This window comes from Burkholderia sp. Ac-20353, assembly GCF_017104785.1.
Classification (GTDB): Bacteria; Pseudomonadota; Gammaproteobacteria; order Burkholderiales; family Burkholderiaceae; genus Burkholderia.
Genome location: NZ_JAAGPL010000148.1, coordinates 1 through 21,247, shown reverse-complemented (window position 1 = coordinate 21,247; position 21,247 = coordinate 1). Strand labels below are relative to the sequence as shown.

Sequence of the window (21,247 nt, the reverse complement as noted above, 5' to 3'; positions counted from 1 at the left end):
AGCCGGCGGAAGAGCCGGTGACGCACGCGGCACCGGTCGCACAAGCCGAGCCGGCGCACACGTCCGCACCGGCGGCCGTGGCTGCTGTCGCGGCAGCTGGCGCTGTCATCGCGGAGACTGCCGCAGCGCACGCCGAACCGGCCCAGCCGGCCGCCGCCGACGAACAACCGGCAGCGGCACGCGTCGACGAAGCCCCGGCAGTTGCCGTGGCAGCGCCCGCGGTTGCAGCGCAACCGGTCGAGACGGTTGAAACGGTCGAAACGGTCGTTTCAGCACCGGTCGCCGAGGTCGAAGCCGGCCCTGCCCCGGTCGCCGTTTCGCCGACCGACGCGTTCGAAGTACCGCAAGCCGCGGCGCCTGTCGAAGCCCCGCAACCGGCTTCTGTCGCCGAAGCCGCGCCGGCCGTCGCAGCCGTCGCAGCCGCGCCGGCACCGGCTGCCGAATCGACACCGGTGGAATCGGCTCCGGTCGAACCGGCTCTGGTCGAATCGACTCCTGTCGAACCGGCTCCGGTCGCTGCCGCCGAAGCCGCACCGGTGGTCGTCGAGCAGGTGCAACCGGCCGCCACGGCGCCGGCTGCGGCCAGCCTCGAGTCGGTGCTCGCCCAGGCCGGCCTCGTCTGGGTGAACACGGACGCCGACAAGTTCCGCGCCGCCCAGGACGCCGCCGCGCAGCTGCCGCGCGCGGTCCGCGCACAGCGCGAACGCAAGGCGCTGCCGCCCGTCGACACGACGCCGATGCAGCAGGTGGAAACGACGCATCACTGATCGCGTCCGCCGCCACGAAAAAGCCCGCTCTGGAGCCCGCTCCGGCGGGCTTTTTCACGTCCGCGCTGCGGGTTTCCGCCCCGGCCCCGGACTGACGCTTGCAGCTAGAATAGAGGTCTGGCTCGCACTTCTTTCAACATGTCCCGACGCATCATTCCCCTCGCCGACGTCAGCGGTATGCCGGACATCTCCGGCGCCGCGCATACCCCTGACGGCCTGTTGCACGACACGCTCGCGCGGCCGCTGCGCGATCTGCGCATCTCGGTGACGGATCGCTGCAATTTCCGCTGCGTGTATTGCATGCCTCGCGCGGTCTTTGACAAGGACTATCCGTTCCTGCCCCACAGCGCGCTGCTGACGCTCGAGGAAATCGAGCGGATCGCGCGGCTGTTCGTCGCACACGGCGTCGAGAAGATCCGGATCACCGGCGGCGAGCCGCTGCTGCGCAAGAACCTCGAATTCCTGATCGAGCGCCTCGCGCGCATGACGACGCACGCCGGCCGCCCGCTCGACCTCACGCTGACGACCAACGGCTCGCTGCTCGCCCGCAAGGCGCGCGCGCTGAAGGACGCCGGCCTCACACGTGTGACGGTCAGCCTCGACGCGCTCGACGATGCGCTGTTCAAGCGCATGAACGACGCCGATTTCGCGAGCGCCGACGTGCTCGACGGCATCTTCGCCGCGCAGGCCGTCGGCCTCGAGCCGGTCAAGGTCAACATGGTCGTGAAGCGCGGCACGAACGACAGCGAGATCCTGCCGATGGCGGCGCGCTTCCGCGGCACGGGCGTCGTCCTGCGTTTCATCGAATACATGGACGTCGGCACGTCGAACGGCTGGAACATGACCGAAGTGCTGCCGTCCGCCGACGTCGTCGCGCGCATCGCCGAGCATTTCCCGCTCGTCCCGCTCGAGGCCCACACGGCCGCCGAGACCGCGCAGCGCTGGGGTTATGCGGACGGCAGCGGCGAGATCGGCGTGATCTCGAGCGTCACGCAGGCGTTCTGCGGCGACTGCACGCGGGCGCGCCTGTCGACCGAGGGCAAGCTGTATCTGTGTCTGTTCGCATCGGCCGGCCACGACCTGCGCGCGCTGGTGCGCGGCGGCGCGAGCGATGCCGAAATTGCAACCGCGATCGCGCGGATCTGGCAGGCCCGCACCGACCGCTATTCGCAGCTGCGCGGCAGCGCGACGCCCGATGCGGCCCTCGAAGGCGCCGGCAAGCGCGTCGAGATGTCGTATATCGGCGGCTGAGCCCGACGCGCAATGCCCGCTCCCACCTCCCCGTCGATTGCCGGCCTGCTGCTTGCGGGCGGTCGCGCGACACGCATGGACGGCGCCGACAAGGGCCTGCAGGTGCTCGACGGCACGCCGCTCGCGCTGCACGTGCTGCGCCGGCTCACGCCGCAGGTCGACGAGACGCTGATCAGCGCGAACCGTCATCTGGACCGCTATGCGGAACTCGGCGCGCCATTCGGCGCACGCGTGGTAGCGGACGCGACGCGCGACTTCCCCGGCCCGCTCGCGGGCCTGCTCGCCGGCATGCGCGCCGCACGCGCGCCGCTCGTCGTCTGCGCCCCGTGCGATTCGCCGTTCCTGCCCGACGATCTGGTCGCGCGGCTGCATGCCGCGCTCGTCGAGCGGCAAGCGGACATCGCGATGGCCGTCACCGTCGACGCGCAGCAGGAGCGTTCGCCGCAGCCGACGTTCGCGCTGCTGCGCTCGGCGCTCGCCGACGATCTCGCGGCACGGCTCGACGCCGGCGACCGCAAGGTCCGTGCGTGGTACGCACGCCACAAGACGGTCGAAGTCGAGTTTCATGACGAGCGTGCGTTTTACAATGCCAACTCCTGGCAGGAACTCGCCGCGCTCGCCCGTCGCTGACGGCACCGGCCCCGTTCCCGCGCGCCGCCTGCCGCACGCGACCCCGCGCTGATGCGCCACCCTCGCCCTGCCGGCCACGAACCCCGGCCACAAACCCGATAAGCCTCGCGGCGCAGTCCGACTCATGACCACGCATTCCTCGCCTGCTTCCCGACCCGCCGCCGACGATCCTGCGCCGTTGTCGCTCGCCGACGCGCAAGCGCTCGCGTGCGGCTGCGCGACGCCGGTCGACGCATGCGACACGGTGTCGCTGCGCGACGCGCTCGACCGCGTGCTCGCGGCCGACGTCGTTGCGCCGTTCGACATCCCCGCGTACGACAACTCGGCGATGGACGGCTACGCGTTCAATGGCGATGAATGCGCGCACGCGTCGCCCGACGGCGAAGTGACGCTCGCGATCGCAGGCGCGGCCTTTGCGGGCCGGCCGTTCGACGGCACGGTGCCCGCGCGAGGTTGCATCCGCATCATGACGGGCGCGCCGCTGCCTGCCGGATGCGACACGGTGATTCCGCAGGAGCGCGTGACCGTGCAGGACGGCGCGATGCGTTTCGCCGCGCACGACATCGCGCGCGGCGCGAACTGCCGCAAGGCCGGCGAGGATCTCGCCGCTGGCGCGTGCGCGCTCGCGGCGGGCCGGATCCTGCGCCCGGCAGACCTCGGGCTGCTCGCGTCGTTCGGCATTGCCGACGTCGCGGTGCGCCGCCGCCTGCGCGTTGCCGTGTTCTCGACCGGCGACGAACTGCGTATGCCCGGCGCGCCGCTCGACCGCGGCACGCTGTACGACAGCAATCGCGCGATGCTGGTCGCGATGCTCGAACGCCTGAATGTCGAGCCGGTCGATCTCGGCATCGTCCGCGACGACCCGGCTGCGCTCGAAGCAGCGTTGCGCGACGCGGTCGCCGCGCAGGTCGATGCGGTGATCACATCGGGCGGCGTATCGGTCGGCGAGGCCGATTTCACGCGCGACGTGATGGCGCGGCTCGGCGACGTCACGTTCGCGAGCCTCGCACTCAGGCCCGGACGGCCGCTCGCGTGCGGCACGCTGGCACCGCCGTCCGCCGGCGCGCGCGGCGCGCTGTTCTTCGGCCTGCCCGGCAATCCGGTCGCGTCCGCGGTGACGTTCCATGCGATCGTCCGCCCTGCGCTGCTCGCGATGGCCGGCGCGCACACGCCGCCGCCCGCGCTGTATCGCGCGTTCAGCACGCAGCCGCTGAAAAAGCGTCCCGGCCGCGCCGAATACCTGCGCGGGATCGCGACGCGCGCTGCTGACGGCCACTGGCACGTCGCGCCGGCCGGCTCGCAGAGTTCCGCGTCGCTGAGCGGGCTCGCGGCCGCCAACTGCTTCATCGTCCTTGGCCACGACACGGATGCGGTCGACGCCGGTGCACCGGTCGACATCCTGCCGTTCGACGGCCAGATCTGAATTCCACTATTGGTAAATCTCTACGGGGGCAATCCGCACATGAAAAAACAAATTTCGTCGATCGCCGCGGGACAGACCGCGAAGGCGCTGATCCTCGTGTACCTGACGTTCAGCGTGCCGATCGTGCTGCTCGGCATCCTCGTCGCGTACATCCGCTACGGGATGGTCGAACTGAGCACGATCCTGAGCGCGCTGCTGCTGAACGCGATCCTCGGCTTCGTGCTGCTGTGGATCGCGTGCCACGCGTACAACTGGGTTGCATCGCGCTTCGGCGGCATCGAGATCGTGCTGTCCGACCCGCCGGAGGAAGCATGAGCGGCACGCCGCTGATCCGCGCGGCCGAAGCCCGCGACGTCGGCGCGATCCTCGCGCTGATGCGCGAACTGGCCGAATTCGAGAAGCTCACGCACCTGTTCGTCGCGACCGACGACGATCTCGCCGATGCGCTGTTCAGCCCGCGCCCGGCCGCAGAGGCGCTCGTCGCCGAACGCGGCGGCGCGCTCGTCGGCTACGCGCTGTTCTTCCACAACTATTCGACGTTTCTCGGCCGCCGCGGCCTGTATCTCGAGGATCTCTACGTGCAGCCGTCGCAGCGCGGCACGGGCCTCGGCACCGCGATGCTCCGGCGGCTCGCGGCCCTCGCCGTCGAGCGCCGCTGCGCACGCTTCGAATGGTCGGTGCTCGACTGGAACCAGCCGGCAATCGATTTCTACGAAAAGATGGGCGCGACCGTGCTGCCGGACTGGCGCATCGTGCGCGTGACCGGCGACGCGCTGGACGCACTCGCCAAGGCCATCCAGTAATCGCGGCAGCACGCACGCTGCCGGAAACGAAAACGGGCGCGATCAGCGCCCGTTTTCGTTTCAGCCCGCCCTGTGCCGAGGATGCCGGTCAGGCTTCGTCGGTTTCAACGCTGTCTGCGCTGTCCGCACCATCCGCACCCAGCAGACCGGCCGCCGTGTCGCCCGGCAGCGCCTCGACCTGCTTGAGCTTGCGGTTCATCACGCGCGTGCGCTGTTCGGCTGCCTCGATCGAACGCGTGACCGTTTCCAGTTGCGACTTCGTGCGCGCGAGCACGTCGCCGAACTTGCCGAATTCCGTCTTCACCGCGCCGAGCACCTGCCAGACCTCGCTCGAGCGCTTCTCGATCGCCAGCGTGCGGAAACCCATCTGCAGGCTGTTCAGCAGCGCGGTGAGCGTCGTCGGCCCCGCCACCGTCACGCGGTAATCGCGCTGCAGCAGGTCGGTCAGGCCCGGGCGGCGCAGGATCTCCGCATACAGCCCCTCGGTCGGCAGGAACAGCAGCGCAAAATCGGTCGTATGCGGCGGGGCCACATACTTCTCGGCGATCGTGCGCGCTTCCGCCCGCACGCGCGACTCGAGTGCGCGCGCCGCCTCTTCGACCGCCGCTGCGTCGGCACGCTCCTGCGCGTCGATCAGCCGCTCGTAATCCTCGCGCGGAAATTTCGCGTCGATCGGCAACCAGACCGGCGGCGCGTCGCGCATGCCGGCTTCGCGTCCCGGCAGGCGGATCGCGAACTCGACGCGCTCGCTGCTCTTCGGCACCGTCGCGACGTTCTTCGCGTACTGGTCGGGTGTCAGCATCTGCTCGAGCAGCGCCTCGAGCTGGACCTCGCCCCAGGTGCCGCGCGTCTTCACGTTGGTCAGCACCTTCTTCAGGTCGCCGACTCCCGCCGCGAGCGTCTGCATCTCGCCGAGCCCGCGATGCACCTGCTCGAGCCGGTCCGACACCAGCTTGAACGACTCGCCGAGCCGCTGCTCGAGCGTCGCGTGCAGCTTCTCGTCGACGGTGCGCCGCATCTCCTCGAGCTTCACCGCGTTGTTCGTCTCGATTTCCTTCAGGCGCTGCTCGAGCGTCGCGCGCACCTCGCCGATACGGCGATCGTTCGCCTCGGTGAGCTGCGTGAGCTGCCGGTTCAGCGTGTCGCCGAACATCCGCAGCGCCGCGGTCTGCTCTTCGCGCGCCTGCTGCGCCTGACGCTGCAGGCTTTCGCGCATCGCGTCGAACTGCTGCGCGTTGCCGGCGACGAGCTTCCCGAGCTGCTGCGCGAAACCTTCGATCTGGTTGTTCTGCACGGTCGCGACGCTCGTCAGCTGCGCGGCGAGCGTCTGCTGCAGCTGCGAAAAACTGCCGGCCAGCTCGGTGCGCGAGCCGCGCGCGTTCTCGACGATCTCGCCACGCAATTCGCGCTCGAGCCGCTCGACCGCGCGCGCCTGTGCGTGCGCGGCATCCTCGATCTGGTCGCCGAGCACCGCCGCATCATCGTGGCGGCCACCGCCGCGTACGATCGCGACGATCGCCACCACCAACGCGATGGCCAGCACGACGACGGCAGCCAACAACAACGTCATCGTCATGCGCGCGGCTTCCCGATGACGTCAGGGTTGATCGGATTCGGCGGCTGCCCCGCGCGCGGCCCCTCGCCCAGCGCGGCGATCAGGTTGTCGGCGGCGAGATTCGCCATCGCGCGGCGCGTCTTTTCGGTCGCGCTCGCGATATGCGGCGTCAGCACGACGTTCGGCACCTCGAGCAGCGCCGGATGCACGCTCGGCTCGCCTTCGTATACGTCGAGCCCGGCAGCGGCGATCGTCCCGTCGCGCAGCGCGGCGGCCAGCGCCGCATCGTCGACGATCCCGCCGCGCGCGATGTTGGTCAGCGTCGCGGTGGGCTTCATCAGCGCAAGCTCGGCCGCGCCGATCGTGTGGTGGTTTTCCTTCGTGTACGGCAGCACCAGCACGACGTGGTCGGCACGCGCGAGCAGCGCGTCCTTCGATACGTATTCGGCATTCAGCTCCGCCTCGATCTCCGGCGCGACGCGCGACCGGTTGTGATAGATCACCTGCATGCCGAAGCCCTTCGCGCGGCGCGCGAGCGCCTGGCCGATGCGGCCCATCCCGATGACGCCCAGCGTCGAACCGTAGATGTCGCTGCCGAGGAAGCCGTCGTATGCCCACTTCTGCCAGTGGCCGGCACGCAGCCAGTGCTCGGATTCGGCGATGCGCCGCGCGGCCGCCATCATCAGCGCCCAGCCGAAATCGGCGGTGGATTCGTTCAGCACGTCGGGCGTGTTGGTACCGAGCACGTTCGCCGCATTGAACGCGGCCATGTCGAAGTTGTTGTAGCCGACCGCCATGTTCGACACGGCGCGCAGGCGCGGCGCCGCCGCGAGTTCGGCCGCGCCGACCGGGTCGCCGGCCGTCAGCGCGCCGTCCTTGTCGGCCAGGCGCGCGGCGAGCACGTCGGGCGCGAGCGCGTCACCATTGTTCCAGTCGACTTCGAAATACTGCTTGAGCCGCTCGATCACGTCCGGGAAGATCGGACGCGCGACCAGGATCTTCTGCATCGCCATCTCCGCATGTCGCCGGCAGCGCGTCGCGCACATCGCGCAACGAGCTGCCCGCTCATTGTTGAAAACCGTCAGCTTACGCCGTGAAGAACAACCACGTCGCGAGCAGGAACACGGGCACTAGTACGACGAGCGCCCAGCCGAGATACGCGAAGAAGCTCGGCATCTTCACGCCGCGCGATTCGGCGATCGCCTTCACCATGAAGTTCGGCGCGTTGCCGATATAGCTGTTTGCGCCCATGAACACCGCGCCCGCAGAAATCGCGGCGAGCGTCGTCGCGCCCGTCGTCATCAGCGACTGCGCGTCGCCGCCCGCGAGGTTGAAGAACACGAGATAGGTCGGCGCGTTGTCGAGGAACGACGACAACAGGCCCGTCGCCCAGAAGTACATCGCGTCGATCGGCTTGCCGTCCGGGCCGGTGACGAGATGGACGATCTGCGCGAACGCGCCGTCCGCGCCTGCGCGCAGGATCACGATGACCGGCGCGATCGTCACGAAGATCCCCGCGAACAGCTTCGCGACTTCCTCGATCGGCGCCCAGTTGAACGCGTTGCCTTCGCGCGCGGAACGCGGCGTCAGCGCGAGCGACGCGAACGTCACACCGACGAGCGCGACGTCGCGCACGAGGTTCTGCAGCGCGACGTGCGTGCCCCACACGTCGAACATCACATCAGGCTTCCAGATCCCGCTGATCAGCACGAGGCCGACCACCGCCGCGAGCAGCACGAAGTTGACCTTGCCGTCGATCGACAGCGCGTCGTTGTCGGGCGTCGGATCGACGACGGCCGGCCGCTCCTCGCCGCCCTTCCGGTAGAAATACGTGTCGAGCGCGAAGAACACCGTGAGCAGCACCGCGCAGATGAACAGCATCGGCAGCGCGAGATGCGTCGTCGTCCAGAAAAAGCTCACGCCGTTCAGGAAGCCGAGGAACAGCGGCGGATCGCCGAGCGGCGACAGCGAACCGCCCGCGTTCGCGACGAGGAAGATGAAGAAGATCACGACATGCACGACGTGCTTGCGGTTGTCGTTCGCGCGCAAGAGCGGCCGGATCAGCAGCATCGCCGCGCCGGTCGTGCCCATCACGCTCGCGAGCAGCGTGCCGAGCGCGAGGATCGCGGTGTTGAGCTTCGGCGTGCCATGCAGGTTGCCGTTCACGCAGATGCCGCCCGCGACCGTATAGAGCGCGGTGAGCAGCACGATGAACGGGATGTATTCGTCGAGCAGCGCGTGCACGAGCGTGCCGAACGCGGTGCCCGCACCGAACGTCGCGGCGAACGGGACCAGGAACGCGATCGCCCACGCGGCCGCGATCTTGCCGAAATGGTGATGCCAGAACACCGGCGCGACGAGCGGGAACAGCGCGATGGACAGCAGGATCCCGGCGAACGGGATGCCCCAGAGCGCGGACAACGTGGCGCCGTCAAGCGTCGCGGCCGATGCGAGCGCGGGAGCCGCGCCAAGCGCAGCCCCTGACGCCATGCCCGCCCAGGCGGCATGTCGTTTCATGCAGAACTTCCTTTTGAATTGCGGTGAATGAATTGCGGTGGATCGGGGGCGCGTCACGCGCCCCGTACGACGATCACGTGGACGCGGTACGGGCCGTGCGCGCCCAGCACGATGGTTTGCTCGATGTCGCCCGTGCGCGACGGACCGGACACGAAATTGACCGCGCGCGGCAATTCGCCGTGCTCCGCGCGAATCAGCGCGAACGCGTCTTCCTGGCCGGCGACGATCCGCGACGCAGGGACGATCGCGATATGCGTTTCCGGCAGCAGGCCGGCCGACGCATACGTATCGGGACCCGACAGCAGAACCAGCGAGCCGGTTTCCGCCGTCGCGCAAAAACAGCCGGTCAGGCCGACGAGATCGCCATCGGCCGGCTTGCGGCATTCGACGGCAAGGCCTGCGCCGGCCCAGTCGAGATCGGCGAGCGTGCGCCACGCGACGGCCTGCATCGGCAGGCCGTGCGCGGACAGGTAGCGGGCGGCAGCGGCCGGCGCGGCGGCGAGCGAGTCGACTTCGTCGACGGTCGTCGCAAGCTTCGTCGCCTCGTCGATGAACGCGGCGACGAGGTCGGCCGGCATCGGCGGACGCGGGCCTTGCGGATGACGGGCGAGGTAGTCGGCGACACCTTCGCGCTCCGCCGCGTCCGGTTCGGGCCCGCGACGCTGCGCTGCGCGGATGCGTGCGAGGATCTGGCGACGGGCAGCGGAAGTGTCCATGAACGGTCCTCGTGACGTTGGCGTGCGATACCGTCGGATTATACCGGCCGCCCCACCCGCGTCGCACCTTCGGCCGAACGGCCGACGCTCATTGCGACGCGTTGTCGTCGACCGGCTGCGCGATGCCGAACACCTGGCGCAGGTACGCGAGATACGCCTTGTCGTCGCACATGCTCTTGCCCGGCGAATCCGACAGCTTTGCGACCGGCTGGCCGTTGCAGCGGACCATCTTGATCACGATCTGCAGCGGCACGTAGCCGAGGTCGTTGGTCAGGTTGGTGCCGACGCCGAACGCGAGCTTGCAGCGTCCGCGGAACCGTTCGTACAGCTGCATGACCTTCGGGATGTCGAGCGCGTCGGAGAACACGAGCACCTTGGTGCGCGGGTCGCAGCGGTTCGCGTCGTAATGGCGGATCATCCGCTCGCCCCACTCGAACGGATCGCCCGAGTCGTGCCGCGCGCCGTCGAACAGCTTGCAGAAGTACATATCGAAGTCGTTCAGGAACGCGTCCATCCCGTAGACGTCCGACAGCGCGATGCCGAGGTCGCCGCGGTATTCCTTCGCCCACATCTCGAGGCCGTAGATCTGCGAGTCGCGCAGCCGCGGGCCGAGCGCCTGGCATGCCTGCAGGTATTCGTGCGCCATCGTGCCGAGCGGCGTGATGCCGTGCTTCATCGCGTACAGCACGTTGCTCGTGCCGGCGAACTGCGGGCCAAGGCCATCGCGCAGCGTCAGCGCGACCTCGTCGTGCCACACCTTCGAGAAGCGCCGGCGCGTGCCGTAGTCGGCGATCTTGCAGTCGGCGAATTCCGGCTTCGCGCCGAGCAGCTTGATTTTCTCGCACAGCCGCTCTCGCCCTTCGAGGTAATCGGGCTCGCGCTGCGTGTTGCGGAAATAGACCTCGTTGACGATCGCGAGCACCGGGATCTCGAACAGGATCGTGTGCAGCCACGGCCCGCGGATCTCGATGTCGATCTCGCCGTTGCCCTTCGGCGACGGCGCGATCGAGATGTACTTCTCGTTCAGGTGGAACAGCGCGAGGAAATCGACGAAGTCGCTCTTGATGAAGCGCATCCGGCGCAGGTAGTCGAGTTCGTCGTCGGTGAAGCGCAGCGCGCACAGGCCGCGTACCTCGTCGCGAATCTCGTCGATGTACGGCACGAGATCGACGCCGGGCGTGCGGCACTTGAAACGGTATTCGACGCTTGCGGCCGGGAAGTGATGCAGGACGACCTGCATCATCGTGAATTTGTAGAGATCCGTGTCGAGCAGCGAAGTGATGATCATGATGACGGCACCGCCAATATCAGGACCGGCTGAGGCGCACCGCGCGCCGCCCGGCCTGCCGGCCATGTTACCCGAATGCGGGCCGGACCATCGCGAAACCGCACCGCGCTGCACGGCGCCCCGGCGAGGCGCCCCCAGCTAGGCGCCCCCCCCATAAACTAATCACGAAACGGTATAAGCCGGAAAGCCGACCACGTCATGCGGGTTTTGTGCATCAGTTACAATGCCGCTTTTGGCGCATACGCCACCCCATATATACCGCCAAGCAGGAGCGTTTTAATGACTCACGTTGTGACCGAAGGCTGCATCAAGTGCAAATACACGGATTGCGTGGATGTGTGCCCGGTGGATTGCTTCCGTGAAGGTCCCAACTTCCTCGCGATCGATCCGGACGAGTGCATCGACTGCGCCGTGTGCGTGGCCGAATGCCCGACCAACGCGATCTACGCGGAAGAAGACGTGCCGGGCGACCAGCAGCAGTTCACCGCGCTGAACGCCGAGCTGGCGAAAAACTGGCCGTCGATCACGAAGACCAAGCCGGCCCCGGCCGACGCGGACGAGTGGAAGGACGTGCAGGACAAGCTGCATCTGCTCGAGCGCTGATCGCCCGACGCCCGCCCGAAAAGAATTTTGAGCGGGATGCGTTAAAAGTGTTGACACACTAACCAACACTCCATACAATCTCGTTTCTCTGCTGTTGTTGTTTGTTCCCCGATAGCTCAGTCGGTAGAGCGCCGGACTGTTAATCCGTAGGTCCCTGGTTCGAGCCCAGGTCGGGGAGCCAAAAATGCAAAGGCCCGTTGAAGGTGGACGGGTTTTTTGTTGGTAACGCAAACGCAGATGTACCGATTTATTCCCCGATAGCTCAGTCGGTAGAGCGCCGGACTGTTAATCCGTAGGTCCCTGGTTCGAGCCCAGGTCGGGGAGCCAAATAGCGAAAGGCCCGTCATTCGACGGGCCTTTTGTTTTTCCGGCGCTGCATTGCCAATCCATTGCCGATGCCGATGCCGATGGCGCGTCCCGCGCGCATGCTAGAGTCTCTGTCCCGCAATCGCTTCAGCTTCAGCCTCTGCCGATGAAGACTCGCCTCTCCGCCGTCGTGCCCTCCGCCCTTCTCGTCGCAACGTTCGCCGCCGCGCCGCTCGCGCACGCGGAGGAAGTCGGCAGCGTCAACACCAATTTCCGCGTGACGGGCTCCGACCGCGTGGTCGTCGAGGCATACGACGATCCGCTCGTCCAGGGCGTGACCTGCTACGTGTCGCGCGCGCGCACCGGCGGGATCAAGGGCTCGCTCGGCCTCGCCGAAGACCCGAGCGAAGCGTCGATCGCGTGCCGGCAGGTCGGCCCGATCAGCTTCACGGGGCCGCTCAAGCAGCAGACCGACGTGTTCAGCGAGCGGATGTCGTTCATCTTCAAGACGCTGCACGTCGTGCGGGTCGTCGACAAGAAGCGCAACACGCTCGTCTACCTGACCTACAGCGACCGGGTCGTCAGCGGCAGCCCGAAGAACAGCGTGACCGCGGTGCCCGTCCCGGCCGCCACGCCGATCCCCGTCAAGTAAGCGGGCCGGATTCTCGCAGGGCTACACTATCGGTTCGCCCGCTCCCGCGCCCGCCATGTCCGCCGCCCGCCTTCGAGATACCGTCCGCTACTGGCGCACCGTGCTGCTGCCGGACGCCGATCTCGTCACGGCCACCTATCGCGACCACACGTTCGCGCCCCACTGGCACGACGCGTACACGATCCCCGTCATCGAGGCGGGCGCCGAGCGCTACACGTATCGCGGCAGCGGCTACGTCGCCGAGACCGGCACCGTGCCCGTGATCAACCCCGGCGAAGTCCACACCGGCTCGCGCGCGGCCGACGACGGCTGGCACTACCGGGTCAGCTACGTGCCGGTCGATTTCATCCGGTCGCTCGCGAGCGCGATCGCCGGGCGCCCTCAGGACGCCCCCTGGTTTCCGCCGGACGTGATCCGCGACCTCGATCTCGCGGCCCGGATCTCGCACGCCCACCGCCTGATGGAAGCCGGCAGCGAACATGCGACCACGTCGCACGGACACGGGCAGCAGCCGGCCGATCAGGCCGGCGCTGCCGCGCCGCGCATCTACGATCCGCTCGCGGCCGAAACGGCCATGCTCGACGCGTTCTCGACACTGATCGTGCGCCATGCCGATACGCATCCGCGCCCGGCGCCGCTCGTCGCGGACGAACCGCGCGTCGAAGCGATGCGCGAGCAGCTCGCCGCGGACCTGACGCGCGCGGTGACGCTCGACGAAGTCGCGCGCGCAGCCGGCCTGTCGCCATTCCACGCGGCACGCCTCTTCACGCGCACGACCGGCATGCCGCCGCATGCGTGGCGCAACCAGCTGCGCCTGCAGCGGGCGCTCGCACCGTTGCGCGCGGGCGTGGCCGTCGCCGACGTCGCCGCGGACAGCGGCTTCGTCGACCAGAGCCATTTCACCCGACATTTCAAACGGATGTTCGGCGTGCCGCCAGGACGCTGGCAGACGCGCTAACGTGCTGATGTGCTGATGCACCCGCAGCGCAAGAACGTACAAGCCGACCCCGCGCCGGCCCACTATCCTCCAGAGCATGGAGGCACTACCTTGAACGATTCCCCAACCTCATCCCCTCGTCGGCCGCTGAACGAGTGGCTCGACGGCGCGCGCGACACGATCCCGATGCTGGTCGGCGCGGCACCGTTCGGCGTGATCTACGGCACGCTCGTCAGCGGCGGCCCGCTCGTCAGCTGGCACGGCGCGCTGATGTCGCTGACCGTGTTCGCGGGTTCCGCGCAATTCATCGCGCTTGGGCTCATCGCGGGCGGCGCGGGCTTCGCGGTCGTGCTCGCGACGACGTTGATCGTCAACCTGCGCCACCTGCTGTACAGCGCGACACTCGCGCCGTACGTCGCGCATCTGCCGCTGCGCTGGCGCGCAACGCTCGGCGCGCTGTTGACCGACGAGGTGTTCGCGGTCGCGTACGCGCACTATCGGCACTTCCCGCCGGGCACGGTCGGCCCGCACTACTTCTTCGGCTGCGGGCTCGCGATGTACGTGAACTGGCAGATCTGGACGATCGCCGGCCTGTGGTTCGGCGCGGCGTTCCCGGGGCTCCAGTCGCTCGGCCTCGATTTCGCGATGGCGGCGACCTTCATCGCGATCGTGGTGCCGCAGCTCGGCACGCTGCGTTATTTTGCGGCCGCCGTGACGGCCGGCACGCTCGCGTATTATTGGCAGGGCTGGCCGTACAAGCTCGGCCTGCTCGGCGCGGTCGCGGCGGGCGTCGTCGTCGGCGTCGCGCTCACGCTGCTGCAGGAACGCGCGCGCGCCGGCTCGCACACGGAGGCCGCATCGTGAGCTACGCGCTGCTGATCCTCGGCATGGCCGTCATTACGTACGCGATCCGCTCGACGCTGTTCCTGTTCGGCGAACGCCTGACGTTTCCGCCGCTCGTGCGTACCGCGCTCGGCTTCGTGCCCGTCACCGTGCTGACCGCGATCATCGTGCCGATGACCGTGTCGCCACACGGCGGGACGGCCGAACTCACGTGGCGCAATCCGCAGCTCGTCGGCGCGCTCGCCGCGGTGCTCGTGTCGGCGACGACGCGCCGGCCGCTCGTGACGATCGCCGCCGGGCTCGCGGTGTTCTTCATCTGGCAGGGCGCGGTGCTGCCGCACGGCTGGCTGCCGGGCTGAGCGGCGCGCCGGCCGGGAACCGGCCCAGGCCCATATCGACGGTGCGCGCGCCGCCGCCAGCATCGCGCGCGGCCACGGCCCGCTCAAGTTTTCGTCCCGCGTGCCGATAAACGCTTGAAGACCCGCCATCGGCCCCGACGCAAACCGGTCCGTCGACGCTGCGCCCGCACCCGCGCGCAGTGTCGGCGTCCGTTACGCGCAGGCCGCCCCGCCATCGAGACGATTCATGGGCCAGATCACCCTTTCCCTCAAGGACGACACGCTCGCGTCCCTGCGCAAGGACTACGACGCTTTCGTGCGCGTGTCGCTGAAACTCGACCCGCAATTCGCGACGCCGTCGTTCGAGGATTTCCTGCGCGCGAAACTGCTCGACAACATGGTTCCGCTGACCGAGCACGCGGTGCAGCGGATGCTGCAGGGCGGCCAGTATGCATGGGCAAAGCGGACGCTCGACAAGGAATTCCCGGACGTCGTCGCGATCCTGATGCGCCAGGCCAGCGAATTCGGCTTCGGCTTCGCATCGCGCTCGGAATGGACGCCCGACGAGCTCGCGAAGGCCTGCCGCGACTGGGCGAAAGCGATCGTCACCGAGGCGCAGGGCGACCCCGCCCTCGTCGACCCGCTCGCCGCGCAGATCAAGAGCGCGGTGCTCGACATCCAGGTGCTCGAGGAACAGATGCAGACGCCCGCGTGGCGGCTCGCGGAATCGCTGCGGCAACGGATCTACGAAGCGAAGCTCGCGTGCGAGATGAGCGTCGGCAGCGCCGCGCGCGACAAGCTCGGCGAACTGCGCGGGCTGTTGCGGCTCGGACTCGCGCACGGCTCGTTCCAGAAGCAGGAAGCGCAGCAGATCATGGAATACCTGCGGCTCCTGAAACCGGAGATCTTCGTCGAGGAACCGTACGACGTATTCGCGCGCCTCGCCGCGTGGCTGCGCAGCGTGTTTGCGCCGGCCTCCGCGCGGACCGCGCAAGGCCAGGCGCAGGAACAGCGCCGGCCGTGACGGTACGCCGGCCGGAATGAAGCACGGCCCGGTCCGCGCGAAGCGAACCGGGCCGCGGGTTGGCTGCCGATTAGTTGCCGATTAGTTGCCGATTAGTTGCCGATTAGCGGCAGGTTGGCTGCGGATTGGCTGCCAGTCGGCCGCCGTCACGACGCGCCTTCCGGGGCGACCGTCGTGCCGGCGGACGAACGCCGCTTACTCCGCGGTGCCCTTTGCCGACGCACCGCCCTGCACGCCAACGGACGCGCCACCCTCGGCGCCCGCGCCACCTTCGGCCGCGTCGTCGGCCTTCGCCTTCGCGGCGCCGGCATGGCCCTTCACCGACTTCGCGGCGTGCTTCACGTGCTTCTTCGCCGAATGGACGGTCGACGATGCGGTGTCCTTGGCCTCGTCGGCTGCCGCGCCGACTGCGCCGGTCGCGCCACCCACCGTCTTGCCCGCTGCATCACCGACACCGCCGACGGCATTGCCGAGGCCGCTGCCCGACGCATTCGCGCCGGCCGCGCCCTGAGCGCCTGCACCGACGCCGGCGGCCGGCGCCTGCACCTGCACGCCTGCGCCTGCGGAACCCTGCGCGCCAGCACCCGTCTGCGCGAATGCAGCCGAGGTCGCGAACGCCGTGATGGCGGCACCGATCAGCATCGTACGAATCTTGGACATGACAATCCTCCTCAAGAAGTTGTTGGCGCGGCCCGCATCGATGCGGCCCGTCGCGTCACCCGCCGCAACATGCGGCAGGTACGGCTAGAGACCCGGCCGTCGCGTCGCGGGTTCGCCGATCTCGCAGACTGTTACCCACCGTTTCATTTGCTGACGAATGACTAACACTCGCTAACATCTCGCGCTGGTACATTCCGGACCGCGCTGGAATCGCCCGCTTCCGCCAGGCGACGCGCCCCGCCGCCGCGCTCGCGCAGCGCCCCCGGGTGCCGTATGATGCGGGGCGATTCATCCCGCGCCGTGTGCGCTTTCTTCGTCATGCCCAATCTGGATTTCACGCTGACCGGCGAATTCGTCGAGTTGCACAACCTCCTGAAGATCACCGGCCTCGCCGACAGCGGCGGTTCCGCGAAAGTGATCGTCGCGTCCGGCGCCGTAAAAGTCGACGGCGCGGTCGAACTCCGCAAGACCTGCAAGATCCGCGCAGGCCAGGTCGTGCTGCTCGGCGACACGCGCATCGCGATACACGGCGCGTAGCGCCGCGTCCCTGGCGGCCTCGATGCGCCCCTGTCCGCGACAGGGCCATCCGCAACCCGTTCGACAGGGTATGAATAAACCCGTAAGCTAGCTGTCTCTCAAAATAAACACAGCACGGGCCCGCCTACGCGCGAGCGTTCATTCCATGTCTCATTCCGGTCTTACGCGGACGGCCGCCGCGCCGCCGTCCCTGTCCAGCCATGCCGCCGATACCGCGCGCCTCGCCGCGCCGCTCGCGATCGCCCAGCTGTCGCAGATGGCGATGAGCGTCACCGACACGGTGCTGCTCGGCTCGCTCGGCCCCGACTCGCTCGCCGCGGGCGGGCTCGGCGCGAACTTCTTCTTCGTGATCGTCACGGTGCTGCAGGGCGTGCTGTCGTCGATCAGCGTCAGCGTCGCGCACGCGCGCGGCGCAAAGGCCGACCACCGGGTGCCGCATATCTACTGGACGGGCTTCGCGCTGGCGGTACTGCTCGCGATCCCGGCCATCGTCGCGCTGTCGCTGTCCGAGCCGATCCTGCTGATGTTCCACGAGCCGCCGGCGCTTGCGCGTAACGTCGGCGAATACACGGGCATCCTGCGCTTCGCCGCGCTCGGCAGCCTGATCGGCGTCGGCCTGATGCGCTCGTTCCTGCCGGCGATCGGCGCCGCGCGGCGGCTCCTGTGGGTGTCGCTGGGCGGCATCGGCGTGAACGCGGTATTGAACTACGGGCTGATTCACGGCGCGTTCGGGCTGCCGCGGCTCGGCTTTCTCGGTTCCGCGGTCGCGACGACGATCACGATCTGGCTCTCCGCGCTCGCGCTCGTCTGGCTGCTGCACGGCCGCCGGCGCTTCAAGCATTTCGTGACCGTGTCGCGTCCGAAGCTGCCCGTGATGGGCGAGCTGATCGGCATCGGCTGGCCCGTCGCGATCACGTACGGGGTCGAATCGACGCTGTTCCTCGCGACCGGCCTCACGGTCGGCGTGCTCGGCGCGACGTCGCTCGCCGCGCACCAGATCGCGCTGAACGTCGCGTCGGTGTCGTTCATGGTGCCGCTCGCGATCGGCCAGGCGGCCAATGTCCGGGTCGGGTACTGGGTCGGTGCGGGCGCGCCCGTCGCCGCGCGGCACGCGGGTTTCGTCGCGCTCGGGCTCGGCGTCGCGTTCATGTCGCTGTCGGGGCTCGTGATGATCGTCGCGCCGCATACGATCGTCAGCCTCTACCTGCACCTCGACGATCCCTCGAACGCCCGCACCGTGTCGCTCGCCGCGTCGCTGCTCGGGATCGCCGCGGTGTTCCAGATCGTCGACGGGATGCAGACGGTCGCGTCCGGCGCGCTGCGTGGCCTGAGGGACACGCGCATCCCGATGCTGGCCGCCACCTTCGGTTACTGGGGGATCGGCTTTCCGACCGGCTACTGGCTCGCGTTCCATGCGGGCCTCGGCGCACGCGGCCTGTGGTGGGGCCTCGCGACGGGCCTTGCGAGCGTCGCCGCGCTGCTGGCGTGGCGCTTCCACCTGAAGAGCGCATCGCTCACCACCGAGCGCCACTTGAGCCACTGAGCGCCTGACGGCGCAAACCGGCCGTCGGCGCTATGCTTCTTGCGTTGAAGACGCCGCCGCGCACAAGCGGCGCAACTGCTTCACGATACGCCCGGATACGCCCGACGCCGCGCCCCGCGCGGCCTTTCCCCTTTCAAGGAGGAGTGCATCATGAACGAAGCAGTTCGGATGGAACGCGACACGTTCGGCGAGATCGCCGTGCCGGCCGCCCGGCTCTGGGGCGCGCAGACCGAGCGCTCGCTGCAGAACTTCCGGATCTCGACCGAGAAGCAGTCGCCGGAACTGATCCACGCGCTCGCGACCGTCAAGCGCGCGGCGGCGGCCGTGAACCAGTCGCTCGGCGTGCTGGCCGACGACAAGGCCAGCGCGATCATCGCGGCGGCCGACGAGATCATCGCGGGCCAGCATCCACGCGAATTCCCGCTCGCGGTCTGGCAGACCGGCTCCGGCACGCAGACCAACATGAACCTCAACGAGGTGATCGCGAACCGTGCGAGCGAGCTGATGGGCGGCGAACGCGGCGAAGCGCGCAAGGTGCATCCGAACGATGACGTGAACCGCGGCCAGTCGTCGAACGACGTGTTCCCGACTGCGATGCACGTCGCGGCCGCATACGCGATCGTCAACCACCTGCTGCCGGCGCTGCGCACGCTGCGCGCGACGCTCGACGCGAAATCGAAGGCGTTCGCCGACATCGTGAAGATCGGCCGCACGCACCTGCAGGACGCGACCCCGCTCACGCTCGGCCAGGAATTCTCGGGCTACGTCGCGCAGCTCGACCAGGGCATCCGGCACGTCGAATCGGCGCTGCCGCACCTGTACGAGCTCGCGCTCGGCGGCACCGCGGTCGGCACCGGGCTGAACGCACATCCGGAATTCGCGGCGCGCGTCGCCGACGAAATCGGCCGCCTGACGAAGCTGCCGTTCGTGACCGCGCCGAGCAAGTTCGAGGTGATGGCAGCCGCCGACGCGCTGGTGTTCGCGCATGGCGCGCTGAAGACCGTCGCGGCCAGCCTGATGAAGATTGCCAACGACGTCCGCTGGCTCGCGAGCGGGCCACGCTGCGGGCTCGGCGAGCTGTCGATTCCCGAGAACGAGCCGGGCAGCTCGATCATGCCGGGCAAGGTGAATCCGACGCAGTCCGAGGCCGTGACGATGCTGTGCTGCCAGGTGTTCGGCAACGACGTCGCGGTGAACGTCGGCGGCGCGAGCGGCAATTTCGAGCTGAACGTGTTCCGGCCGATGATCGCGCACAACGTGCTGCAGTCGGTGCGGCTGCTCGCCGACGGCGCGCAGAGCTTCAACGACCATTGCGCCGCGGGCATCGAGCCGAACCGCGCGCGCATCGACCTGCTGCTGAACGAATCGCTGATGCTCGTGACGGCGCTCAATCCGCACATCGGCTACGACAAGGCCGCGCAGATCGCGAAGAAGGCGCACAAGGAAGGCACGACGCTGAAGGCCGCCGCGCTCGCGCTCGGCTATCTGACCGAGGCGGAATTCGATGCGTGGGTGCGGCCGGAGCAGATGATCGGGTCGCGCTGACCGGTCAAGCGCGCCGCGTCAGATCGTGCCCTTCGCGACCTCTTCCGGCTTCATCTCGACGATCTTGTCGAGCGCGGCGCGCACGTCCATCGCGTATTTCGCGAGCATCTTCTGCTCGTCGGTTTCCGGCACGAACGGCGGCACCGGCACCGGGTTGCCGTTCTCGTCGACCGCGACGAACACGACGAGGCAGTCGGTCGTCTGGCGCAGCACGCCGCCTTTCGGATCGCCGGCGTGCACGGACACGTGGATGTGCATGCTGGTGCGCCCCGTCGCGACGACGCGCGCCTTCAGCTCGACGAGATTTCCAACCAGGATCGGGCGCTGGAAGCGGATGTTGCCGACGCTGACCGTCACGCAGTAGCGGCTCGACCAGACCGCCGCGCACGCGTACGCGACCTCGTCGATCCATTTCATCAGCGCGCCGCCATGCACCTTGCCGCCGAAGTTCACGGACGACGGCTCGGCGAGAAAGCGGAAGACGGTTTCGGTGCGATCGAGGGTCGCGGGTGCGGGGGACATGGGGGACATCTTGTGGGCTCCAGGCGGCGGGGGCGCTGCGATCGGGGCATTATACGTTGCGCTGCGACAACGCGTCGCAGCGCGGCGGCGCCAGGTGCAGGCGGCGTTCCCGGGCCACGGCGTGCCTGGCGCGCCGGGTGCACGGACGGCCGCCCTTCAGCGCCGCACCGTGACGCCCTGGTCGATCACGCCGTACATCTCGATACTGCTGCCGCGCTCACCGGCGGAACCCGCACCGCCCTGCGCACAGGCCGCGCAGACGAGCGCGACCGCCAACATGCCGAAAATCGTCTTCATCGTCGCATCGTGTTGCGTGCGGCGGCCCCACTGCCGCCGCATCCGCTCATTCTACGCGCGCCCTGCCCCACCTCATCCTGCGCGCCGGCCCTGCAATCGACATTTCAGCAGGTCGTGAAATATCGAATGAAGCAAGCGCCTAAACTACGCGATATCCCCTTCCATTTCCTCGCAGGGACGCCACGATGACCGATCACGACGACCATCATTTTCCGGGCCTGAGCCGCATCGGCGCGCTGATCGCCGATCCCGGGCGGGCCGCGATGCTGTGGGTGCTGATGGACGGCAGCGCCCGTCCTGCCGGCGAGCTGACGCTGATCGCCGGGCTGTCGCCGTCCGCCGCGAGCGCGCACCTCGCGCGGCTGACCGATGGCGGGCTGCTCGAGCTCGACGTGCGCGGCCGCCACCGCTATTACCGGATCGCGTCCGCCGATATCGCCGCGTCGCTCGAGGCGCTCGCGAACGTCGCCCGCGCGGCCGCGCCCAACCA

At 68.6% G+C, this 21,247-nt stretch carries 23 protein-coding genes, 2 tRNA genes and 1 pseudogene; 18 read left to right on the top strand and 8 right to left on the bottom strand.

What is annotated here, in order from left to right:
- The 6 genes and pseudogenes from G3N94_RS29800 to G3N94_RS29775 all read left to right on the top strand — a co-directional run.
- Nucleotides 1-767: pseudogene (locus G3N94_RS29800) on the top strand (ribonuclease E/G); the annotation flags it as partial.
- Nucleotides 768-905: 138 nt separating this feature from the next.
- Complete coding sequence (moaA, locus tag G3N94_RS29795) at nucleotides 906-2,018, top strand: GTP 3',8-cyclase MoaA (RefSeq protein ID WP_205796486.1); 1,113 nt, start codon at nucleotides 906-908, stop codon at nucleotides 2,016-2,018.
- Nucleotides 2,019-2,030: 12 nt separating this feature from the next.
- On the top strand, nucleotides 2,031-2,648 hold the full coding sequence (gene mobA, locus G3N94_RS29790) for a molybdenum cofactor guanylyltransferase MobA (RefSeq protein ID WP_205796484.1): 618 nt from the start codon (nucleotides 2,031-2,033) through the stop codon (nucleotides 2,646-2,648).
- 124 nt (nucleotides 2,649-2,772) lie between these two features.
- The gene (gene glp / locus G3N94_RS29785; protein WP_205796482.1) at nucleotides 2,773-4,071 is read left to right on the top strand and encodes a gephyrin-like molybdotransferase Glp; all 1,299 of its coding nucleotides are present in this window, start codon (nucleotides 2,773-2,775) and stop codon (nucleotides 4,069-4,071) included.
- Nucleotides 4,072-4,110: 39 nt separating this feature from the next.
- Nucleotides 4,111-4,386 (top strand): hypothetical protein, encoded by a 276-nt coding sequence (locus G3N94_RS29780; protein ID WP_006476519.1) that lies wholly within the window; start codon nucleotides 4,111-4,113, stop codon nucleotides 4,384-4,386.
- A complete protein-coding gene (locus tag G3N94_RS29775; RefSeq protein WP_205796480.1) occupies nucleotides 4,383-4,874 on the top strand; it encodes a GNAT family N-acetyltransferase in 492 nt (163 codons plus the stop codon). Before G3N94_RS29780 ends, G3N94_RS29775 begins: the two co-directional genes overlap by 4 nt.
- 88 nt (nucleotides 4,875-4,962) lie before the next feature.
- Here the strand turns inward: G3N94_RS29775 and rmuC are convergent, their stop codons facing one another.
- The 5 genes from rmuC to pncB all read right to left on the bottom strand — a co-directional run bounded on the left by rmuC (nucleotide 4,963) and on the right by pncB (nucleotide 10,950).
- Nucleotides 4,963-6,450: a DNA recombination protein RmuC gene (gene rmuC / locus G3N94_RS29770; protein ID WP_205796478.1), complete on the bottom strand. Its 1,488-nt coding sequence runs from the start codon at nucleotides 6,448-6,450 to the stop codon at nucleotides 4,963-4,965.
- A complete protein-coding gene (locus tag G3N94_RS29765) occupies nucleotides 6,447-7,436 on the bottom strand; it encodes a D-glycerate dehydrogenase (protein ID WP_205796476.1) in 990 nt (329 codons plus the stop codon). The genes rmuC and G3N94_RS29765 overlap by 4 nt, the downstream gene beginning before the upstream one ends.
- 79 nt (nucleotides 7,437-7,515) lie before the next feature.
- On the bottom strand, nucleotides 7,516-8,946 hold the full coding sequence (locus G3N94_RS29760; protein WP_205796474.1) for a sodium:proton antiporter: 1,431 nt from the start codon (nucleotides 8,944-8,946) through the stop codon (nucleotides 7,516-7,518).
- A 53-nt stretch (nucleotides 8,947-8,999) separates the two neighbouring features.
- Nucleotides 9,000-9,662, bottom strand: a complete 663-nt coding sequence (locus G3N94_RS29755) for a lactate utilization protein C (protein WP_205796472.1) — start codon at nucleotides 9,660-9,662, stop codon at nucleotides 9,000-9,002.
- Between the two features lie 88 nt (nucleotides 9,663-9,750).
- Nucleotides 9,751-10,950 carry a nicotinate phosphoribosyltransferase gene (gene pncB / locus G3N94_RS29750; protein ID WP_205796470.1) on the bottom strand — a complete coding sequence of 400 codons (1,200 nt, stop codon included), beginning with the start codon at nucleotides 10,948-10,950 and terminating at the stop codon, nucleotides 9,751-9,753.
- 279 nt (nucleotides 10,951-11,229) lie between these two features.
- On the opposite strand from pncB, the gene fdxA reads away from it, so the two are divergent.
- The 8 genes from fdxA to G3N94_RS29710 all read left to right on the top strand — a co-directional run bounded on the left by fdxA (nucleotide 11,230) and on the right by G3N94_RS29710 (nucleotide 15,653).
- The gene (gene fdxA / locus G3N94_RS29745; protein WP_009688972.1) at nucleotides 11,230-11,553 is read left to right on the top strand and encodes a ferredoxin FdxA; all 324 of its coding nucleotides are present in this window, start codon (nucleotides 11,230-11,232) and stop codon (nucleotides 11,551-11,553) included.
- 105 nt (nucleotides 11,554-11,658) lie between these two features.
- Nucleotides 11,659-11,734, top strand: a tRNA-Asn gene (locus tag G3N94_RS29740).
- 70 nt (nucleotides 11,735-11,804) lie between these two features.
- A tRNA-Asn gene (locus G3N94_RS29735) sits at nucleotides 11,805-11,880 on the top strand.
- A gap of 145 nt (nucleotides 11,881-12,025) precedes the next feature.
- A complete protein-coding gene (locus tag G3N94_RS29730) occupies nucleotides 12,026-12,511 on the top strand; it encodes a CreA family protein (protein ID WP_124599079.1) in 486 nt (161 codons plus the stop codon).
- Between the two features lie 55 nt (nucleotides 12,512-12,566).
- Entirely contained in the window at nucleotides 12,567-13,469 is a 903-nt protein-coding gene (locus G3N94_RS29725) for an AraC family transcriptional regulator (protein WP_205796468.1), read from the top strand.
- A gap of 90 nt (nucleotides 13,470-13,559) precedes the next feature.
- On the top strand, nucleotides 13,560-14,312 hold the full coding sequence (locus tag G3N94_RS29720) for an AzlC family ABC transporter permease (RefSeq protein WP_241022140.1): 753 nt from the start codon (nucleotides 13,560-13,562) through the stop codon (nucleotides 14,310-14,312).
- Nucleotides 14,309-14,650, top strand: coding sequence for an AzlD domain-containing protein (locus G3N94_RS29715; RefSeq protein WP_205796464.1), 342 nt, complete (start codon nucleotides 14,309-14,311; stop codon nucleotides 14,648-14,650). Before G3N94_RS29720 ends, G3N94_RS29715 begins: the two co-directional genes overlap by 4 nt.
- A gap of 226 nt (nucleotides 14,651-14,876) precedes the next feature.
- A complete protein-coding gene (locus G3N94_RS29710) occupies nucleotides 14,877-15,653 on the top strand; it encodes a DUF4088 family protein (protein WP_205796462.1) in 777 nt (258 codons plus the stop codon).
- A gap of 195 nt (nucleotides 15,654-15,848) precedes the next feature.
- On the opposite strand, the gene G3N94_RS29705 is transcribed toward G3N94_RS29710, so the two are convergent.
- Nucleotides 15,849-16,313: a hypothetical protein gene (locus tag G3N94_RS29705; RefSeq protein WP_205796461.1), complete on the bottom strand. Its 465-nt coding sequence runs from the start codon at nucleotides 16,311-16,313 to the stop codon at nucleotides 15,849-15,851.
- 318 nt (nucleotides 16,314-16,631) lie between these two features.
- Between G3N94_RS29705 and G3N94_RS29700 the strand changes: the two genes are divergently transcribed.
- The 3 genes from G3N94_RS29700 (at nucleotide 16,632) to fumC (ending at nucleotide 19,938) form a co-directional block, all read left to right on the top strand.
- Nucleotides 16,632-16,850 (top strand): RNA-binding S4 domain-containing protein, encoded by a 219-nt coding sequence (locus G3N94_RS29700; protein WP_205796459.1) that lies wholly within the window; start codon nucleotides 16,632-16,634, stop codon nucleotides 16,848-16,850.
- A 145-nt stretch (nucleotides 16,851-16,995) separates the two neighbouring features.
- Complete coding sequence (gene norM, locus G3N94_RS29695; protein WP_205796457.1) at nucleotides 16,996-18,393, top strand: multidrug efflux MATE transporter NorM; 1,398 nt, start codon at nucleotides 16,996-16,998, stop codon at nucleotides 18,391-18,393.
- A 150-nt stretch (nucleotides 18,394-18,543) separates the two neighbouring features.
- The gene (gene fumC / locus G3N94_RS29690; protein ID WP_205796455.1) at nucleotides 18,544-19,938 is read left to right on the top strand and encodes a class II fumarate hydratase; all 1,395 of its coding nucleotides are present in this window, start codon (nucleotides 18,544-18,546) and stop codon (nucleotides 19,936-19,938) included.
- 18 nt (nucleotides 19,939-19,956) lie between these two features.
- On the opposite strand, the gene G3N94_RS29685 is transcribed toward fumC, so the two are convergent.
- The gene (locus G3N94_RS29685) at nucleotides 19,957-20,469 is read right to left on the bottom strand and encodes an acyl-CoA thioesterase (protein WP_205796453.1); all 513 of its coding nucleotides are present in this window, start codon (nucleotides 20,467-20,469) and stop codon (nucleotides 19,957-19,959) included.
- 147 nt (nucleotides 20,470-20,616) lie between these two features.
- Nucleotides 20,617-20,757 (bottom strand): hypothetical protein, encoded by a 141-nt coding sequence (locus tag G3N94_RS29680; protein WP_205796451.1) that lies wholly within the window; start codon nucleotides 20,755-20,757, stop codon nucleotides 20,617-20,619.
- A 185-nt stretch (nucleotides 20,758-20,942) separates the two neighbouring features.
- Between G3N94_RS29680 and G3N94_RS29675 the strand changes: the two genes are divergently transcribed.
- Nucleotides 20,943-21,247 (top strand): helix-turn-helix transcriptional regulator (locus G3N94_RS29675; RefSeq protein ID WP_205796449.1); only part of this gene is annotated, 305 nt, incomplete at its 3' end.